Source organism: Solirubrobacter soli DSM 22325 (genome assembly GCF_000423665.1).
Taxonomy (GTDB): domain Bacteria; phylum Actinomycetota; class Thermoleophilia; order Solirubrobacterales; family Solirubrobacteraceae; genus Solirubrobacter; species Solirubrobacter soli.
The window spans coordinates 13,650-32,075 of sequence record NZ_AUIK01000029.1; the positions used below are offsets into that span (position 1 = coordinate 13,650).

An 18,426-nucleotide genomic window follows, 5' to 3' on the forward strand; every position below is an offset into this window, starting at 1 on the left:
CTTAGGAGGCAGTGCGAACGGTCGAGACCCAGCGCGCGGACGAGCGCGCCGCTCCCACGGCGACCCCCGCGGCGCCGAGCCTGACGGGCGGCGCGGGCAACCAGGCGATGGCGGCGCTGATGCGCAGCGCCGCCGAGGCGGGCACCTCTGAGGTCATCCACTTCGAGGGCAGGGCGCTGCGCTTCGACCGCGATGTGCTGCTCGAGACGCTGACGGCGATCGAGACCGCGCAGGGGCTGGAGGCGCGGGCGGCGTTCGTGGGGCGCTTCCGCGGCGCGGCGCTGACGCCGGGCGTGCTCACCGGTGACGAGCGCGCCGGGCTCTTTCAGGACATCGTCCGCGGCCTCGATGACGCGTCCGCGCAGCTCGACCACGAGCACGAGGAGTTCCTGAAGACGTTCGAGACGCAGGGGATCGCCGCCGCGCGCGGCATCCTCGACGACAGCGAGGCCAAGCTCCGGGCCGAGTCCGAGCGGCTCGGGCTGAGCGTGGCCTGGCAGGGCGGAGCGCCGGTCGGCGGCGACGTGCCCGGCCGGGCGATCCACACGCTCGGCAACAAGGACGAGGGCGCCAAGCTCAAGGCCGCGGCCGCCGCGCTGCTGCCGCTCGCGACCGCGGTCGAGACGACGGGCCGCGAGTCAGCGGCGGCGCTCGACGCGTTCTCGAAGGCCTCGGTCGCCGATCCCTTCGCGCTGAGCACGAAGCCGTTGTTCGAGGATTCCGAGGCGCGGCGTAAGCGCTGGCAGGAGGCGTTGGACGCGTACGAGCAGGCGCGCCGCCCGCAGGTCGCCGCGCAGCCGTCACTGGCGATGTTCGCCGACGAGCCGGGGTCGGCGCCGAAGCTGCGCAAGCTGGCCGCGATGAGCGACGCCGACCTCGGCGACGCGATGGGGCGCGAGATCGCCGAGCGGCTGGAGAACATCGAGACGGTGCGGCCCGAGCTCGGCCAGGGGCTCACGGTCTGGGGCCAGCCGCATCTGCGCCGGGTGACGCTCGACCAGATGGCCGCGACGCCGCTCCAACGCCAGCTCGTCGACAAGCGGGCGCGCGAGAAGGCCGCGCAGGCCGAGCACGACAAGATGCTGTTCGGGCTGCTGGCGCTCGGGCTCGGGATCGTCGCCGCCATCCCCTCGTTCGGCATCGGGCTGCTGGCGGAGATCGGCGCCGCCGCGGCCGCCACCGGCGCCGGCCTCGCGCTCTACCAGCTCGGCGAGACCGTCGACCAGTACTCGCTCGCGGCCGCCGCCAACGCGACCGACTTCGACAAGGCCAAGGCGATCTCCGGCGACGAGCCCAACGGGCTCGCGCTCGCGATGGCGATCGTCGGCGCGATCGCGGACGTGTTCGCCGCCGCGCACGCGTACAAGGCGCTCAAGGGCGTGTGGTCCGCGGCCAAGGCGGGTGACGTCAAGGCCGCGATCCAGTTCGCCTCGGCGGCGGAGAGCGTCGGCGTGACCGGCGCCGCCAAGCAGCAGCTGGTCGCCGAGGCGGTCGCCGGGCTCACCGACGACGCGATCGAGGAGGTCGCGAAGACGACCGCGCGCTCGGGCGGCGGCATGGACGTCGCCGAGCACATCCGGCGCCTCAGCGCGGGCCTCTCCGAGCACTCGCAGTTCAAGAACGACCTGGTCGCCGCGGAGCAGCTGATGGAGCACGTCTCCGGCCGCATCCCGGACGCGGCGCGGGAGATGATCCGCTCCGGCCGCGTACGGGTGTTCAACGAGGCGGCCATGATCGACGTCTATGGCCCGGCGCTCGGCCCCGCCAAGTGGGAGAAGCTCAACTACGCGGGCGGCTTCTACGACAAGGCCAGGGACGTGATCTTCATGCGTGGCGGGTCCGCCGAGGACATCGCCGGCGGGATCATCCACGAGGCGACGCACCGCCTCGGGAACGCCAACCCGCTGCGCGGCAACGACTTCGTCTCCGAAGCGATGGCGGAGTTCGCCGAGCGCGACTTCTACATCAGCCTCTACCACGAGGGCGGGCCGCTCGCCGGCCGCGCGCCGACCTCGCCCCGGATCCGCAACATGCTCGCCTGGGACGACGAGACCCTGATGGCCGACATCGAGACGCGCTACTTCGACGCCAAGGCGAACATGGCGCCGGAGAAGCGCGTGTTCTTCCTCAACGTGGGCAAGCGCACCCCGGAGGACATCGTCACCGAGGTCATGACGGACATCGCCGCCGACTACAAGGCACGGCTGCCCAGCGAGTAGATGATCGTCACCGGCTTCGCGCCGGGGCTCGTGGCGGTGATGGTGAGACGGCGGGCGCGCTTGGCGGCGGCGGTGAGGTGGAAGGTGACCTTCCCGCCCTTGCGGCGGGCGATGACGCGCTTGCCGATGGCGAGCGAGACGGTCGTCACGCAGCGGGTCGAGCAGCCGGCACGGACGACGAGGCCCTTCTTGAGGATGGTCGCGCGCCGCTGGCTGGTGATCGAGAGCGAGAGCACGGGGGTGGCCGCGGGCGAGACGGTCGGGCGCGGCGTGGGGGTCGGCGCGGCCGTGGCGGTGGGCTCGGGGGCGGGCGTCGACGTCGCGGCGACGGTGGCGGTCGCGGTGGCCGTGGGTGACGCCGTGGCGGTCGCGGTGGCCGTCGGTGACGCCGTGGCCGTGGCGGTCGCGGTAGCGGTCGCCGTCGCCGTGGCGGTCGCGGTCGCCGTGGCGGTGGGCGTCGCGGTCGCGGTGGCGGTGGCCGTCGGCGTCGCCGTCGCCGTCGCCGTCGCGGTCGCGGTGGCCGTCGCCGTCGGCGTGGCCGTCTCGGTCGGCGTGGGTGTCGGCGTCGGTGTCGCCACCACGAGCGTCTGCGGCGCGGTGCGGGTCACGTTGCCCGCGTCGTCGCCCTGCTCGGCCGTGATCGAGTAGGTCCCGTCGGGCAGGGCGAGGTCGGCGGACCAGCGGCCGAGCAGCGGCGCGACGCCGATCCGGCGCACGAGCGTGTTGCCCTGCATGACGCGCACGACGACGCCCGGGAAGTCGCCCGGAGCGGTCCCCGCCGCACCGCCGACCTTGGTCGGCGTGAGCTGGTCGACGGTCAGGTCGGGTGCGGCGGCGTCGGCCGGTGCGAGCGCGCCTGAGACGTCGAGCGACCACGGCCCGGAGTCGCTGATCGCCGCGACCGTGACCGTGTAGTGCCCCGGGGCGGGCGCGGTGAGCGTGACATCACCCTGGCGCGATGGACCCGGCTGCGGGGTCATCGTCCCCACCGAGGTCCCGCTCGCGTCGCGCAGCCAGAGGCCGAAGCCCGGGCTCGCCGCGTCCAGCGTGACCGCCAGCGGCACGCCCGCGTCGGTGACGTCGACGTCATGCGTCTCGGAGTTGCCGGCGGTCAATGTGCCGGACCATGCGCGATGCGACGGCACCGCGGGCGGGGTCGCCAGCGGCGCGCCCGCCGCGGCGAGCGCCGCGTACACGTCGACGCGCCCGTACCCGTAGTCGTTGTCGCGGCCCGGCACGCCCCAGTCGACCGCGGTGCGCTCGAGCACGCTCTTGACCTGTGCGGGCGTCAATGCCGGGTTGGCCTCGAGCAGCAGCGCCACCGCCCCCGTGACGAACGGCGCCGCGGCGCTCGTGCCGATGCCGAGCGTCGTCCCGCCGCCGGGCTTGGGGATGACGACGTTGAAGCCGGGCGCCATGACGTCGGGCTTGATCCGGCCGTCCGCGGTCGGGCCGCGGCTCGAGAACCACGCTTCCGAGAACCCGCCGGCGCCCGGGTCGGCCATCGCGCCCACGGTCACCGCCGACTCCGCCGCCCCCGGCGACTTGACCGTGCACAGGCCCGGCCCGGCGTTGCCCGCCGCCGCGACGACCACGATGCCGGCCGCGACCGCGGCGTCGACCGCCTTGGAGGCGACGTCGGTCCCCTCCCCACAGCCGGTCGGGTCGCCGATCGAGAGGTTGATGGCGTCGATGCCATAGGTGTCGCGATGATCGACCGCCCACTGGATGCCCTGCGCGATCAGGCCGAGGCTGCTCTGGCCGCCCGAGTCGATGACGTTGACGCTCACGAGCGACGCGCCCGGGGCGACGCCGCGTCCCTCCGGCCCGCTCGCCCCCGAGCCGGCCAGGATCGCGGAGACGAGCGATCCGTGGCCGAGCGCGTCGAACGGCTCCGTCCGCCCGCCTACGAGGTCCTTGAACGCGACCACCTTCCCGCCGGCGAGGTCCGGCATCGTCGGGTCCACGCCCGAGTCGATCACGGCGACCGTCTCACCGGATCCGTCCAGATCCGGGAGCTCGGTGCGCGCCTGCGTGACGCCGGAAGCGGTCTGACCGCTGACGCCGAACGGGACGGCGACGGCGTCGTCCTCGACGTGCGCGACGTCGGCGCGCGCAGCCAGCGCGCGGATCTGATCCGGCGTCGCCTCGGCCGTGAAGGCGTCGACCAGGTGCAGGCGCTGGGCCCGCCGGAGCGAGCCGACTCCGTCCTCGATGGCGTCCACGCGGCCCGCCGTCGCGGGCTGGCGCAGGGCCACGATGACGGGCCGGGGCGCGCTGCCGCGCAGGTCGACGGTGTCGAAGATCTTGTCGCCGTTCGCGTCCTCCCGGGCGGCCGCGGCGGACACGCCGGGGAACACCGCGAACAGGACGAGAGCCGTCAACAGAACCCGCATGCGGTAGAGCGTCGCGGCGACGGGGTCGGCTGTACCTGGACCTTTGCAGGGGGTCGCGAATGTGAACGCGCTCGATCATCGTCTGCATGACTCCGGCCATCGACGTGCGCGGGCTCGAGCGCCGGTTCGGTCTGCGGACCGCGATCGCCGGTGTCGACCTGTCCGTCCGTCCTGGCGAGATCCACGCGCTGCTCGGACCCAACGGCGCCGGCAAGACGACACTGCTGCGTACCCTCGCCGGGCTCGTCGAGCCGACCGCGGGCACCGTCCACGTCGCCGGCGTCGACGTCGCCAAGGGCCCGCGCGCGCTGCGCGGCAAGGTCGGGTTCGTCCCGTCCAACGACCGCTCCGCCTACCAGCGGATCTCCGGCGTCGAGAACCTCGCCTTCTTCGCCCGCCTGCACGGCATGCGCAAGAAGCCGGCCTACGCGCGGGCCCGGGCGGTGCTGGCGGACGTCGGCCTCGGCGACCGCGGCGACGACGCGGTCGGCGGCTGGTCGCACGGCATGCAGCAGCGCCTGTCGGTCGCCCGCGCGCTGCTCACCGAGCCGCCGGTGCTGCTGGTCGACGAGGCCACGCACGACCTCGACCCCGAGGCGGCCGCGACCGTGCGCGAGCTGATCGCGGCGCGCGCCGAGGCCGGAACGGCGGTCCTGTGGGCGACGCAGCGGCTCGACGAGCTGCGCGGCTTCGCGGGTGAGGTCACGCTGTTGTCCGCCGGCGCGGCCGCGTTCCACGGCACGGTCGAGGCGCTCGCCTCCCGCGCGGTGCCGGACTCCGCCCGCCGCCACGCCTCCGAGCTCGAGCAGGGCTACATGGCGATCATGCGGGGCGCGGCATGAGCGCCGCCGGCTTCGTCGCCGAGGCCCGCAAGCTCCCGGCGTTCGTCCGCCGCGACTGGAAGATCGCGCTGTCCTACCGCGCCGTGTTCCTCGCCGACGTGCTCGGACTGGCGACGCAGGTGATCGTCTTCTACTTCGTCGCCGAGCTCGTCGACCCCGGGACGCTGCCGCTCTACGGCGGCACGGTGCCGAGCTACCTGGCGTTCGTCGTCATCGGGCTCGTCGTCAACCTCACCGCCGGCGTGCTGCTCTACACGGTCGCCGGCGCGCTGCGCCAGGAACAGCTCACGGGCACGATGGAGGCGCTGCTGGCCACGCCGACGACGGGCGCCACCCTGCAGTTCGGCTCGGTCGCCTACACGCTGATCCTCGTCCCGATCCGCGCGACCGTGCTGCTGGGCGCGATCAGCCTCCTGTTCGGCCTCGACCTCGAGCTGAGCGGCATTCCCGCGGCGCTGGTGATCCTGATGTGCTTCCTCCCGTTCACGTGGGGGCTCGGGCTGATCGCCGCCGGCCTCGTGGTCACGTTCCGCCGCGGCCAGAACGTGACCGGGATCGCCGTCACCCTGCTCGGGCTGATCTCCGGCGCCGTGTTCCCGATCGCGCTGCTCCCGCCGCTGTTGCGGACGATCGCGGAGTGGAACCCGTTCGCGATCTCGATCGACGGCGTCCGCGACGCGCTGATCGGCGGCACCGGCTGGAGCGAGGCGCTGCCGACGATCGCCAAGCTCGTCCCGCTCTCGCTCGCCGGGCTCGCGCTCGGCGGCTTCTGCTTCCGGTGGGCGATGGCGCGCGAGCGCCGCCGCGGGACGCTGGGGATGTACTGATGGACCCGTTGCTGTGGGACCGCGTCGGTGAGCTCGCGGACCGTTCGCCGCGGTTCTCGGACCTGCACCATCACCGCCTGCACCTGATCGCCGCCTCGCGGATGCGCGCCCGCGGCGAGACGGTCCCCGAGTCCATGATCTTCGAGGAGCGGCTCGCGGCGGCGATCGCACTCGCCGCCCCGATGCTGATGCGGCGGGTGCGCGAGGCGACGGACGCGCGCATCATCGTGATGAAGGGCCCGGAGGCCGCCTCGCGCTGGCCGCATCCACGGCTGCGGCCGTGGCAGGACCTCGATCTGCTCGTCGAGGACGCCCACGCCGTCCAGGGCGCGCTGCTGGGCGCCGGGTTCGTCGAGGTCGGCGAGCCCGCGGCCTACGTCGACATCCATCACCTGCGCCCGCTCGCCAGCCCCGGGCTCCCGCTCTCGATCGAGGTGCACATGCACCCGAAATGGCCGACCGAGCGCGCGCCGGGCTTCGCCGAGCTCCACGCCGACGCCGCGCCGGGGGCGTTCGCCTCGATCCCGGACGTCGTCGCGCCGTCCGCCGCGCACCACGCGGTGCTGCTCGCCGCCCACGCGTGGGAACACGACCCGCTCAGCCGGCTCGGCTCGCTCGTCGACATCGCGGCGCTGATGCTCGAAGCCGGCCGCGACGAGACCGACGCGGTCGCCCACGAGTGGGGGGTCGCGCGCCTCTGGACGGCCACGGCGCGCGCGATCGACGAGGTGCTGCTCGACGAGGGACGGTCGCTGCGCCGTCCGATCTGGCGCCGCCACCTGCACGAGGCCCGCGAGCGGACGGTCTTCGAGACCCATGTCGAGCGGCTCGTCGGCCCGGTCGCGGCCCACCCGGTCGCGGCGGCCCCCGCCGTCGCCACCCGCGCGCTCGCGAAGACGCTCCGGCCCAGGAGCGACGAGCGCTGGGGCACCAAGATGCGCCGCTCGAGCCGCGCACTGCGCAACCGCTCGCTCCGGCGATCCGATCACCTCGACCGAGAAGGACCCGTATGACCGAGCTCAAGCTCCGCGGCGAAGGCGTCGCCTGGACCGACGTCGACGGCGAGATCGTCGCGCTGGACGAGGCCGCGGCCGTGTATCTGGCCGCCAACGAGGCGGGCGGCATGCTGTGGCGCGCGCTGGCCGACGGCGCGACGCAGGAGTCGCTCAGCGCCGCGCTGGCGGCCGAGTACGGCATCGACGCCGCGCGTGCCGAGGCCGACACCGAGGCGTTCCTCGCGGCGCTGCGCGAGCGCGGGCTGCTCGAAGGTGCGCCGGCCGCCTGACGTCCACGACGCCCGCGCCGGCCTGTGGGCCTGGCGCGCGCTGCGCTCGGTCCGCGCGCAACTGCGCGCGGGCGCGATGCGCGACGTCCAGGTCCCCGCGCCGCCGGAGGTCCGCGGAACCGCGGCGCGCGCCGTGCGGCTCGTACTGGCACGCCAGGAGCCCTCGTGCCTGGAACGCGCGCTCGTCCTGCAGCGCTGGCTGCTCGCGACCGGCGAGGCGCGCGACGTCGTCGTGGGCACCCGCGGGAGCGCGCAGGGAACGTTCGAAGCCCACGCGTGGCTGGAAGGCGAGACCCTCCCGGCGGGCGGTCGCTACGTCGAGCTGACGCGCCTGGCGCCATGAGTCTGACGCCGCTCGAGCTCGCGACCGGCATCGTCTTCGGCGCGACGCGAGCCTCGCTGCCGCGCGCGACGCTCGCCCCGGACGCGGCGCTCGAGGCCGCGGTGGCGGGCGCGGTGCGTGGCGGCCGCTGCTTCGTGTCCTTCTCGGGCGGGCGCGACTCCTCGGCGGTGCTCGCGGCCGCGACCGCCGTCGCGCGCCGCGAAGGCGTCCCCGACCCCGTGCCGCTGTCGCTGCGTGTGCACGACGTGCCGCAGTCGCACGAGTCCGACTGGCAGGAGCGCGTGGTCGCGCACCTCGGGCTCGCCGACTGGGTCCGGGTCGAGATCGGGGACGAGCTCGACTGCGTCGGGCCGTACGCGCGCCGCGCGCTCTCCCGGCACGGCCTGCTGTGGCCGTTCAACGCCCACTTCCACACGCCGCTGCTCGAGCTCGCGGCGGGCGGCACGCTGCTGACCGGCATCGGCGGGGACGAGCTCTGGCTGTCCGCGGCGGCCCCACATGAGCGGGTCCGGCGGCGCGCCCTGCGAGCCGCGCCGTTCGCGCTACGCCGCGCCGTGCTCGCGCGGCGCCAGCCGATCGGCTTCCCGTGGCTGCGCGACGAGGCGCGCCGTCAGGCGCGGCTGGCCGCGGCGGGCGACGACGCGGCGACGCCGCGTTCGCCCCGCCGCCGGATGGAGCACTCGCGCGGGATGCGCTACACGGCCGTCGGGACCGCGGCACTCGCGCTGCTGGCCGCCGACGCGGGCGCCGAGATCGCCCACCCGCTGCTCGACCTCGGCCTGTGGGCCGCGGTCGCCCACGCCGCACCGTTCGACCGCCGCGACGCCGCCCTCGCCGCGGTGGCCGGCGCGCTGCTCCCGCCCGAGCTCGTCGCGCGCCGGACCAAGGCCGGCTTCGACGGCGCGTTCTTCAACGCCCACGCGCGGGCGTTCGCCGCGGGGTGGGACGGACGCGCCGCACCCGCGGGCGGCGCCGCGGAGTGGGACGGACGCGCCGCACCCGCGAGCGGCGCCGCGGAGTGGGACGGACGCGGCGCGAACGCGAGCGGCGCCACGCAGCGGGACGGCCGCGCCGCCGCGCCGCCGGGCGTGCCGTACGCGCTCGTCGACCCCGGCGCTCTGCGCGCGCACTGGCTTCGCGCCGAGACGCCCGACCCGCACTCGCTCACGCTGCTGCAGGCGGCCTGGCTGGCCTCAGCCGGCGACCGCGTCGAGCAGCCGGCCGGCCGCCTCGGGCAGTGAGTCCCACCCGCGCGGACGGACGAGCCGCAGGTGCGGGAGCGCGCTGAAGCGCACCAGCGCCGACGGCACGGCCGGCTCGAGGAACACGCCGCGGTGGGGGAACAGCGCCCGCAGGCGGTCCGCGCCGCGCAGCGGCTCGACGGCGACCGCGTCGCCCCAGTCGAGCGTCACCCACCCGCGCAGCGGCAGCTCCGCCGGCACGGGGTCGAGCGTGACGCGCCAGCGGTCGCGCGCGCCCACCCGGCCCATCAGCTCGCCGACGCCGAGCCGCTCCGCGGCCTCCTCGCGCAGGTCCAGCGACCGCGGACCGGCCAGCGCCAGCTCGCCGTCGACGATCAGCACGTCGTCGCTGAACACGGGCACCCCGGCGCGGGCGAGCCAGGCGAGCGTCGTGCTCTTGCCGGCGGTCTTCTCGCCCAGGACCGCCCAGACGCCGCCGTCGGCGACGATCCCGCCGCCATGGAATCCCTCGCGCCCGAGCCAGCGCGACCACACGAGCGCCACGGGCGCGAGATACGGGTGGACGATCGCGCCGTCGGTCGTGCCCTGCGGAACCTCCAGGTCGGCGCGGCCCGCCGCGCGGTGCAGGTCCGCGAGCGCGCCGCCCGCGAGCCACAGCCGCGCCCCCTCGTCGGTGACCGACTCACCGGTGAACGGCGCCCCGCCGGCCACCCGCCGGAGCGTCAGCGACGGCCAATGTTGCGGCGCCTCGACGAGCAGGCCGGCGGCGTCGGCGAGGCCCTCGAGGCGGAAGCCATAGGCACCGAGTCTGGACCTTTGCTCAGTGGTCACCGGCTGATCATGACCGTAACCTGATCGTGACAGTCGTACAAAGGAAGGTAGTGGCGATGGACCACACTCCTGAGCCGAAGCAGTACGAGGCACCGTCGCTGACGGTCCTCGGCAGCGTTCATGCTTTGACGCAGACCCAGGACAAGAAGTGGGGCGGCAGCGACGGCTTCACCTTCATGGGTCAGCCCATCTCGAACGCCTCGCCGTAGGCCTTCAGCGCATCACAAGCAGACCAGAGGCTTCGTGCGCGAGCGCCAGAACGCGCTCGAAGTCGCTGCTGACCATCCACGAGCCGCCGACACAGACCACGTTCGGCTGCTCGAGGTAGGACGGCGCGTTCGCAGCGTTGATGCCGCCGGTCGGGCAGAACCGGACCCCGGGGAACGGTCCGGCGAACGCCTTCAGAGCCTTCACCCCGCCGACGACCTCGGCGGGGAACAGCTTCGCGTGGGTGATCCCACGCTCAAGTAGCGCGACGACGTCAGACGCCGTCGCGGTCCCGGGGAGGAAAGGGACGCCGGACGCCTCGAGGCCGTCCAGCAGGTTCGGGGTCGCCCCGGGCGAGACGAGGAAGCGCGCGCCGGCGCCGATCGCGGCATCGATCTGCGCGGTCGTGGTCACCGTGCCGGCGCCGACCACGGCGCCCTCGACCTCGGCGGCGATCCGCTCGATCGCGCCCAGCGCCGCGTCGGTGCGCAGCGTGACCTCGATCGCGGGCAGGCCGCCGCGCACGAGCGCCTCGGCCAGCGGGACCGCGTCCTCGACGTCCTCGACGACGACCACGGGGACCACCGGGGCGAGGGAGACGATGTCTTCGATACTCACGACCACACCCCCGGGATGCCTGAAATCGAAAGGACGGTCCCTCGAAGGCGGTTCTCCAGGCTCCTCACGCGTAGATCCATTCGTTGTCGCTGAACACCGACGCGCCCTCGTCCGGCCGGCCCACCCGCCGGCGGAACGCCGCGAACAGCTCGCGGCCGGTGCCGTGCGTCGCGTGCTCGGGGATCCAGGGTTCGCGGTCGTGCAGGTCGACGTCGACGTCCAGCCGGCCGGTCTCGGCGTCCACGCGGACGACGTCGCCGTCGCGCAGGCGGGAGAGCGGTCCGCCGGCGGCGGCCTCGGGCGTGCAGTGCAGCGCCGCGGGGACCTTGCCGGACGCGCCGCTCATGCGGCCGTCGGTGACCAGCGCGACGCGATGGCCGCGGTCCATCAGCACGCCCAGCGCGGGCGTCAGCTTGTGCAGCTCGGGCATGCCGTTCGCGCGCGGGCCCTGGTGGCGGACGACCGCGACGAGGTCGCCGTCGAGCTCGCCGCGCTCGAACGCCTCGAGGAAGTGGGCCTGGTCGTCGAACACGCGCGCTGGGGCGGTGACGACACGGTGCTCGGGGGCGACGGCTGAGACCTTCATGACCGCGCGGCCGAGACCGCCGTCGAGGACGCGGATGCCGCCGTCGGGCGCGAACGCCTCGTGCGCCGGGCGCAGGACGCTCGCATCGCGGCTCTCGCGCGGGGCCGGGCGCCAGCGCAGCTCGTCAGCCTCGTCCAGGTACGGCTCGTCGCGGTAGCGGCCGAGGCCGTGCCCGGCGATGGTGTCGACGTCCGGGTGCATGAGCCCCGCGTCGAGCAGCTCGCCGATCAGGAAGCCGACGCCGCCGGCGGCGTGGAACTGGTTGATGTCGGCCGCGCCGTTGGGGTAGACGCGGGCGAGCAGCGGGGTCGCGGCGCTGAGGTCGGCGAAGTCGTCCCAGGTGAGCTGGATGCCCGCCGCGGCGGCGACCGCCACGAGGTGCATGGTGTGGTTGGTCGAGCCGCCGGTGGCGAGCAGCGCGACGACGCCGTTGACCACGGCCTTCTCGTCGACGATCTCGCCGATCGGCGCGCAGCCCTGGGTGGCGACGCGGCCGGCCTCGACGGTCAGCGCGCGGCGCAGGTCGGTGCCGGGGTTGACGAAGCTCGCGCCGGGGAGGTGCAGGCCCATCGCCTCGACCACGAGCTGATTGGAGTTCGCGGTGCCGTAGAAGGTGCAGGTGCCGGGCGCGTGGTAGGAGGCGAGCTCGGCCTCGAGCAGCTCGTCGCGGCCGACCTCCCCCGCCGCGTAGCGCTGGCGGGTGCGGCTCTTCTCGCCGTTGGGGATGCCGGATGGCATCGGGCCGGCGGGGACGAAGACGGTCGGCAGGTGGCCGAAGCTGAGCGCGCCGATGAGCAGCCCGGGGACGATCTTGTCGCAGACGCCGAGCAGGAGCGCGCCGTCGAACATGTCGTGGCTGAGCGCGATCGCCGTGCTCATCGCGACGACGTCGCGGGAGAAGAGCGACAGCTCCATGCCGGCGCGGCCCTGGGTGATGCCGTCGCACATCGCGGGCACGCCGCCCGCCATCTGCGCGACGCCGCCCGCCTGCAGCACGGCCTTCTTGAGGATCGACGGATAGCGCTCGAAGGGCTGGTGGGCCGAGAGCATGTCGTTGTAGGCCGACACGATCGCGACGTTGCGCCGCTCGGCGGCCTGCAGGTGGAGCTTCTCGTCAGCGCCGCACGCGGCAAGGCCGTGGGCCAGGTTCGCGCAGCCCAGATCGCCCCGCGCGGGGCCGTTCTGAGCGGCTGCGCGGATTCGGTCGAGATACGCGGAACGGCTGCTGGCGCTACGCGCGGCGATCCGCGCGGTGACTTCCATGACGACTGGATGCACAACCGGCACGCTACAGCCGCAAGCGCTTGCGCGCAACCGCTTGCGCACCGGATCACCCGGTTGGGTGGGTCCGCTTCACAAGGGCCTAACATCCCTGCCCGTGGTGACGATGGCGGATGTCGCACGGCTGGCCGGCGTCTCGGTGACGACCGTCTCGCACGTGATCAACGGGACGCGCCCCGCGAGCCAGCGCACGCGCGACCGCGTGATGGCGGCGATCGAGCGCACGGGCTACCGCCCGAACACGATCGCCCGAGCGCTCGCGCGCGGCGGCACGCAGTCGCTCGGGCTGGCGATCAGCGGCCTCTCCAACCCGTACTTCATGGACGTGGTCGCCGCCGTCGAGCAGGCCGCGGGCCGGGCCGGGCACACGCTGCTGCTCGCCGACACCCGCGAGGACCCCGAGCACGAGCTGCTGATCGTGCGTGCGCTGGCCGAGCGCCAGGTCGACGGGATGCTGCTCGCGCCGACAGCGGGCGCGCGGGAGCACGCGCTGGCGTACCTGGAGGCGCAGGAGGTCCCGACCGTCCTGCTCGACCGCTTCGTCGACGTGCCGCTCGACCAGGTCGGCTGCGACAACGAGCAGCCGACCGCGCGGCTCGTCGAGCACCTGATCGACAAGGGACATGAGCGGATCGCGATGGCGATCGGCATCCCCGGCCTGAGCACGACCGTCGAGCGCGTGCGCGGCTACCGGAGCGCGCTGCAGCGCGCAGGGCTGCCGTTCGACGAGACGCTGGTGGCCGAGGGCGGCTCGCAGCGCGACCAGGCGCGCGAGGCGATGCACATGCTGCTCGACCTCCCCGAGCCGCCCACCGCCGTGGTCAGCGGCAACAACTTCATGACGATCGGCCTGCTGCGGGCGATCGCCGAGCGCGGGCTGACCGTCCCGGACGACCTCGCGCTGGTCGCGTTCGACGACTTCGAGTGGGCGGACCTGTTCGCCCCGCGGCTGACCGTCATCCGCCAGCCGACGACCCAGCTCGGGTCGCGGGCGGTCGAGTTGCTGCTCTCGCGCCTGGAGGATCCGACGCGCCCGCCGCGCACGGAACGGCTCGAGGCGATGTTCGTGCACCGAAACTCATGTGGGTGCACAAGTCCTTCACCTGCGCTGCAGGTTCACGCGCAACCCTCGAAGGCATGACGACTTCACCTCGTGAGATCGGCATCACCACCGTGCTGTTCAGCATCTACGTGAGCGCCAAGAGCGGCGCTCTCCTGGCCGGCGTAGCGCGCCGGCGGTTGCCCTACTGAGTCAACTCCCTCGCCCGCGCGAGCGCCTGCTCGCGGGTCGAGACCACACCGGCGAACCGGTCCTCATCGAGCTGGGCGAGGAGCTCGCCCAGCCGCGGACCGGGGGCCACGCCGACCGCGATCAATTCGTCCCCGCGGACCAGCGGGGGCGGGATCGGCTCGGCCGCTGCGGCGATCAAGGTCCGTGCGACATCGAGATGGGCCTCGATCGCCGCTTCGGCGTTCTTGCCGCGGGTGGCGAGGCGGTCGGCGACGGTGAACAGCGTGATGTCGGCGCTGTAGGGCTTCGTGTCGCGGAGGTAGCGCCAGATCGTGCGGCGGTCGAGCGGACGCTCATGGACGAGGAAGCCCGCGTCCAGGTGGTGCGCGATCAGCGCGGCGACGTACTCGCGTAGCCTCGCCGACGTTCTGAGCCGCCCGAGCACGTTCTTGGCCAGCCGCGCCCCCGCCGCGTCGTGGCCGAGGAACGTCACCCGCCCGCCGGGGAGCTCGCCGCGGGTCTCGGGCTTGGCGGCGTCGTGCAGGAGCGCGGCCCAGCGCATCGCCTCGCCGCGGGTGAGCTCGTCCGAGAGCGGCTCTTGCAGCAACGGGTCATCGAGCTTGGTCACCTCGTCGAGGACCGCCAGCGTGTGGTCGTGGACGTCGAGGTGGTGGAAGTGGCTCTGCTGTACGCCTTTGAGCGCGTTGAGCTCGGGGAGCACGATGTCGGTCAGGCCGTGCTCGTCGAGCAGCCCCAAGCCGCGCAGGACGGCGTCGGCGGAGATGACCCGCTTGAGCTCGGCGAAGATGCGCTCGGCGGCGACGCGCTCCAACCCCGGGGCCTGACGGGTCACCTCGATCGCCGTCGCCGGGTCGAGGCCGAGGTCGAGCTCGACGGCGAAGCGGATCGCGCGCAGGCTGCGCAATGGGTCGTCGCTCAGTGCGTGCGACGAGACCATCCGGACGACGCGATCCGCGAGGTCGCGCTCGCCGCCGTGCGGGTCGCGGACTGTCCCGCCGGCGAGCGGCTCGGCCATCGCGTTGATCGTGAAGTCGCGTTGGGCGAGGTCCGTGTCGATGTCGCCGTCGCGCAGCGTGACGATGTCGACGTGCCACGCGTGCTCCGGCGCGACCACGCGCCAGGCCCCGAACTCACCACTCAGCTCGAACGCCGTGCCCTTGATCGCGCGCGAGAGCTTGCGGGCGTACGGCTTCGGGTCGCCCGGGACGGCCAGGTCGATGTCGTCGGTGTCGCGCCCGAGGAGCCGGTCGCGGACCGCGCCGCCCACCAGCCACGCCTCCTCGCCTTCGAGGGCGGCGCGGGCGGCCCGCAGCGCCTCACGCATAGCGGCGCGGCACGCGCGCGCTGATCCCGCACGTGATCTCGTAGTTGATCGTGCCGAGCTGGGCGGCCAGATCCTCGGCGAGGATGCCGTCGCCGATCAGGACCGCCTCGGTCCCGTGGGGAACGGGCTCGTCGCCGAGGTCCACGGTGACGTTGTCCATCGAGACCGTCCCGATCCCCTTGACGCGGCGCCCGCCGACGATCGCCTCGAAGCGGTTGGTCAGGCCGCGGCGGAACCCGTCCCCATAGCCGATCGGGATCGTGCCGACCCACGTGTCCCGCTCGGCGATGAACCGGCGCCCGTAGCCCGTCGACTCGCCCGTTCGGGCCTGCTTGACCTCGGCGACGTAGGAGACCAGCTTCAGCGCGGGCTCGAGGCCGTGGTCCGCGGGGTCGCGGTGGAACGGGTCCATGCCGTAGATCGCGATCCCGCAGCGGATCATGTCCAGCCGCGCCGCGGGCTCGCCGAGCGCGGCCGCCGAGTTCGCGGCGTGCCGCGGGGCGTCGATGTCCCACGCGAGGAAGCGCGCGAGTTGCTCGCGCATGAACGCGGGGTCGTCGTCGGAGGTCGCGAAGTGGGTCATCGCGCCCGCGAGCCGGAGTCCGCGCGCCTTGACCGCCTCGGCGACCCGCGTGGCCTCCGCCGGATCGCGCGTGCCGAGCCGCCCCATCCCGGTGTCGAGCTTGACGTGCACGCCCACGCCGCCCGCGCTCGCGAGGGCGCCGCCCGCCGCGCCGCCCGGCGCCGGCACACCGCCCGGCGCCGGCACACCACCCGGCGCCGGCACACCACCCGGCGCCGGCACACCACCCGGCGCCGGCACACCACCCGGCGCCGGCACCCCGCCTGGCGGCGGCGCGCCGCCCGCGCCGAGCGCGGCTGCGCGCGCCGCCACGGCGGCGACGAAGTCCTCGCGCCACGCCACCACCTCGGCGCCCGCGACCAGCGCGATGTCGAGCTCTTCCGGCGACAGCGCGCCCAGGACCAGCAACGGTCCTCCGACGCCCGCCGCCCGCAGCTCCGCGGCCTCGTTCGCCGTCGCCACCGCGAGGTACACGGCTCCCCCGCGCTGCGCCGCCCGCGCCGCCTCGACGGCCCCGTGGCCGTAGCCGTCGGCCTTCACCACCGCGCACAGCGGCGCCAGCGCGGCCAGCTTCGCGCAATTGCGCTCGATCGCGCCGGTGTCGATCCTCGCTTCAGCTCGAAGCACTATTCCGGGGTTACGAGTGCGTCGAGGACGTCGATGCGCGTGACCACGCCGACCAGCCGGCCGTGCTCGACCACCGGCAGACGGTTGTGCTTGTGCTTCGCGATCTCGCGGGCGGCCTCGAGCACCGTCGCGTCCGGGTGGATGGTGATCGGGTCCTCGGTCATGACGTCCTGGGCGACGAAGCCGATCGCCTTGCGCAGGCGCTCCTCGTACTTCTTCGTCGACTCGAGGAAGATCACGCCGCCCCACAGCTCGATGATGTGCGGGAGGTGAAGGTCTTCCTTCTCGCCGCCCATCACCAGGTCGGCCTCGCTGATGATCCCCACGCAGCGCCCGCCCTCGTTGATGACCGGAATCCCGTGGAGGTCGTTGTCGCGCAGCGTGTGCAGGACCTTGTCGATCGGGTCCTCGGGATAGATCGCCGGGAGGTCGGTCTCCATGATGTCGCGCACGGTGAGGGCCATCGGCAACCGCAGGTTAGGCGGTGAGCGCCGCGGGGAGCGCCGCGATCACGTCGGACGCGATCACGCCGTCCGGGCCGTGCGGCGCCGCGGCGATCTGCCCCGCCCGCAGGTGGGCGTAGACGCCCGCGCATGCGCCCTGGGCGACGGGCATCCCCTTCGCCAGCATCGCGGCGATCACGCCGGACAGCACGTCGCCCGTGCCGGCGGTCGCCAGCCCCGGCGCCTTCCCGCGCGAGATCGCGACCCGGCCGGACGGCGCGGCGACGAGGGTGTCGTCGCCCTTGAGCACGACGAACGCCTTGCTGATCGCCGCGGCCTCGCGCACGTGACGCAGCCGCGAGCGCTCGACGTCCTTGGAGTCCACCTCGAGCAGCCGCCCGAGCTCGCCCGCGTGCGGGGTCAGGACCGTCGGCCAGCGGCGGCCGGCGACGATCTCCTCGAGCCGGCCAGCGATCGCGTTCAGCCCGTCGGCGTCGATCACCAGCGGCACGTCGATGCGCGGGGCGACCGCGCGGGCGAGCGCCTGCGCGTCCGGGTCCTTGCTCAGCCCGGGGCCGAGCACGACCGCGTCGGCGCGGCCGACCGCGGTGAGCACGGGCTCGACGCCCGACGCGTCGAGGTGCCCGTCGCCGTCCTCGGGCAGTCCGACGACCATCGCCTCCAACAGTCTCACCGTGAAGCTCAGCTCCAGGCTCGCGGGCGCGCCGACCGTCACGTACCCCGCTCCGGCGCGCATCGCGGCCAGCGCGGACATGCACGGCGCGCCCGTCAGCCCGCGCGAGCCGCCGATGATGAAGACGTTGCCGGAGCTGAACTTCGTCGACGCCGCGCTCCGACGCGGGACCTCCCGCAGCACCGTCGCGCCGATCAGCCCCGCCTCGGGCCGCGCCGGCCCGCCGCGCGGAATGCCGATGTCGACGACCTCGACCTCGCCCGCGTACTCCTTGCCCGGACGCGTCCACAGCCCGACCTTCGGCCGGTGGAACGTCGCCGTGGCGAGGCAGTGCACCGCCGGCCCTTCGACCTCGCCGGTCGTGGCGTCCACCCCTGACGGGACGTCGCACGCGATTACGGGCGCCTTGGCGGCCTCCATCTCCTCGATCACCTGGTCGGCGGGCGAGCGCGGCGATCCGCTGCTCCCCGTGCCCAGCAGGCAGTCGACGATCACGTTGGCCTTGTTGAGCCGCCCGGCCTCGAACGGCACGGGCTTCGCCCCCGGCAGCTTCTTGATCTGCGCCTGCGCGTCCTCCCCCATCCACTCCGGAGGCCAGACCACCAGCACCTCGACGTCGCGCCCCGCCTGGCGCAGCAATCGCGCGGCGACGATCCCGTCGCCGCCGTTGTTGCCCTTGCCGCAGACGATCACGACCCGCCCCGCGGGCGCGCGCCGCGCGACCACGTCCGCGAGCCCCTCGCCCGCGCGCTCCATCAACTCGGTCACCGCGACCTTGCGCTCGTGGATCGCCCAGCGGTCGACCTCGCGCATCTCACCCGCTTCGAGGAGCGGCTCCATCCAGCGGGGAAGGCTCATGTCGCTGG

At 74.1% G+C, this 18,426-nt stretch carries 17 protein-coding genes; 9 read left to right on the top strand and 8 right to left on the bottom strand.

Annotated elements, in window-relative coordinates; genetic code table 11:
• Nucleotides 1–11: 11 nt before the first annotated feature.
• Nucleotides 12–2,219 (top strand): hypothetical protein, encoded by a 2,208-nt coding sequence (locus G569_RS0123430; protein ID WP_028065225.1) that lies wholly within the window; start codon nt 12–14, stop codon nt 2,217–2,219.
• Here G569_RS0123430 and G569_RS58730 read toward each other — a convergent pair.
• Complete coding sequence (locus G569_RS58730; protein WP_053226871.1) at nt 2,192–4,615, bottom strand: S8 family serine peptidase; 2,424 nt, start codon at nt 4,613–4,615, stop codon at nt 2,192–2,194. The genes G569_RS0123430 and G569_RS58730 overlap by 28 nt on opposite strands.
• 86 nt (nt 4,616–4,701) lie before the next feature.
• On the opposite strand from G569_RS58730, the gene G569_RS50940 reads away from it, so the two are divergent.
• From G569_RS50940 to G569_RS0123465, 6 genes are read left to right on the top strand one after another with little or no spacing between them, the layout of a single operon-like run.
• Entirely contained in the window at nt 4,702–5,457 is a 756-nt protein-coding gene (locus G569_RS50940; protein WP_053226872.1) for an ABC transporter ATP-binding protein, read from the top strand.
• Nucleotides 5,454–6,284 carry an ABC transporter permease gene (locus G569_RS0123445; protein ID WP_028065226.1) on the top strand — a complete coding sequence of 277 codons (831 nt, stop codon included), beginning with the start codon at nt 5,454–5,456 and terminating at the stop codon, nt 6,282–6,284. Before G569_RS50940 ends, G569_RS0123445 begins: the two co-directional genes overlap by 4 nt.
• Nucleotides 6,284–7,297 (top strand): nucleotidyltransferase family protein, encoded by a 1,014-nt coding sequence (locus G569_RS0123450; RefSeq protein ID WP_028065227.1) that lies wholly within the window; start codon nt 6,284–6,286, stop codon nt 7,295–7,297. The genes G569_RS0123445 and G569_RS0123450 overlap by 1 nt, the downstream gene beginning before the upstream one ends.
• Nucleotides 7,294–7,569 carry a PqqD family protein gene (locus G569_RS0123455; protein WP_028065228.1) on the top strand — a complete coding sequence of 92 codons (276 nt, stop codon included), beginning with the start codon at nt 7,294–7,296 and terminating at the stop codon, nt 7,567–7,569. Before G569_RS0123450 ends, G569_RS0123455 begins: the two co-directional genes overlap by 4 nt.
• Complete coding sequence (locus tag G569_RS0123460; RefSeq protein ID WP_028065229.1) at nt 7,553–7,912, top strand: lasso peptide biosynthesis B2 protein; 360 nt, start codon at nt 7,553–7,555, stop codon at nt 7,910–7,912. The genes G569_RS0123455 and G569_RS0123460 overlap by 17 nt, the downstream gene beginning before the upstream one ends.
• Nucleotides 7,909–9,153, top strand: a complete 1,245-nt coding sequence (locus G569_RS0123465) for an asparagine synthase-related protein (RefSeq protein ID WP_028065230.1) — start codon at nt 7,909–7,911, stop codon at nt 9,151–9,153. The genes G569_RS0123460 and G569_RS0123465 overlap by 4 nt, the downstream gene beginning before the upstream one ends.
• On the opposite strand, the gene G569_RS0123470 is transcribed toward G569_RS0123465, so the two are convergent.
• The gene (locus tag G569_RS0123470) at nt 9,106–9,945 is read right to left on the bottom strand and encodes a hypothetical protein (protein ID WP_028065231.1); all 840 of its coding nucleotides are present in this window, start codon (nt 9,943–9,945) and stop codon (nt 9,106–9,108) included. The two genes, G569_RS0123465 and G569_RS0123470, sit on opposite strands and share 48 nt — an antisense overlap.
• Nucleotides 9,946–10,001: 56 nt before the next feature.
• Here G569_RS0123470 and G569_RS62890 point away from each other — a divergent pair, with 56 nt between their 5' ends.
• Nucleotides 10,002–10,154, top strand: a complete 153-nt coding sequence (locus G569_RS62890; protein ID WP_157592251.1) for a lasso RiPP family leader peptide-containing protein — start codon at nt 10,002–10,004, stop codon at nt 10,152–10,154.
• A gap of 4 nt (nt 10,155–10,158) precedes the next feature.
• On the opposite strand, the gene eda is transcribed toward G569_RS62890, so the two are convergent.
• Complete coding sequence (eda, locus tag G569_RS0123480; protein WP_157592270.1) at nt 10,159–10,764, bottom strand: bifunctional 4-hydroxy-2-oxoglutarate aldolase/2-dehydro-3-deoxy-phosphogluconate aldolase; 606 nt, start codon at nt 10,762–10,764, stop codon at nt 10,159–10,161.
• Nucleotides 10,765–10,834: 70 nt separating this feature from the next.
• On the bottom strand, nt 10,835–12,619 hold the full coding sequence (gene edd, locus G569_RS0123485; protein WP_037498595.1) for a phosphogluconate dehydratase: 1,785 nt from the start codon (nt 12,617–12,619) through the stop codon (nt 10,835–10,837).
• 124 nt (nt 12,620–12,743) lie between these two features.
• On the opposite strand from edd, the gene G569_RS0123490 reads away from it, so the two are divergent.
• Nucleotides 12,744–13,778: a LacI family DNA-binding transcriptional regulator gene (locus G569_RS0123490; RefSeq protein ID WP_245602547.1), complete on the top strand. Its 1,035-nt coding sequence runs from the start codon at nt 12,744–12,746 to the stop codon at nt 13,776–13,778.
• A 103-nt stretch (nt 13,779–13,881) separates the two neighbouring features.
• Here G569_RS0123490 and G569_RS0123495 read toward each other — a convergent pair whose 3' ends face one another.
• The 4 genes from G569_RS0123495 to G569_RS0123510 are packed head-to-tail and all read right to left on the bottom strand — an operon-like array spanning nt 13,882 to nt 18,418.
• On the bottom strand, nt 13,882–15,213 hold the full coding sequence (locus G569_RS0123495) for a CCA tRNA nucleotidyltransferase (RefSeq protein WP_028065235.1): 1,332 nt from the start codon (nt 15,211–15,213) through the stop codon (nt 13,882–13,884).
• A complete protein-coding gene (gene alr / locus G569_RS65485; RefSeq protein ID WP_028065236.1) occupies nt 15,206–16,423 on the bottom strand; it encodes an alanine racemase in 1,218 nt (405 codons plus the stop codon). The genes G569_RS0123495 and alr overlap by 8 nt, the downstream gene beginning before the upstream one ends.
• On the bottom strand, nt 16,423–16,887 hold the full coding sequence (locus G569_RS0123505; RefSeq protein WP_037498598.1) for a CBS domain-containing protein: 465 nt from the start codon (nt 16,885–16,887) through the stop codon (nt 16,423–16,425). The genes alr and G569_RS0123505 overlap by 1 nt, the downstream gene beginning before the upstream one ends.
• 13 nt (nt 16,888–16,900) lie before the next feature.
• Nucleotides 16,901–18,418: an NAD(P)H-hydrate dehydratase gene (locus G569_RS0123510; protein WP_084285428.1), complete on the bottom strand. Its 1,518-nt coding sequence runs from the start codon at nt 18,416–18,418 to the stop codon at nt 16,901–16,903.
• Nucleotides 18,419–18,426: the final 8 nt, after the last annotated feature.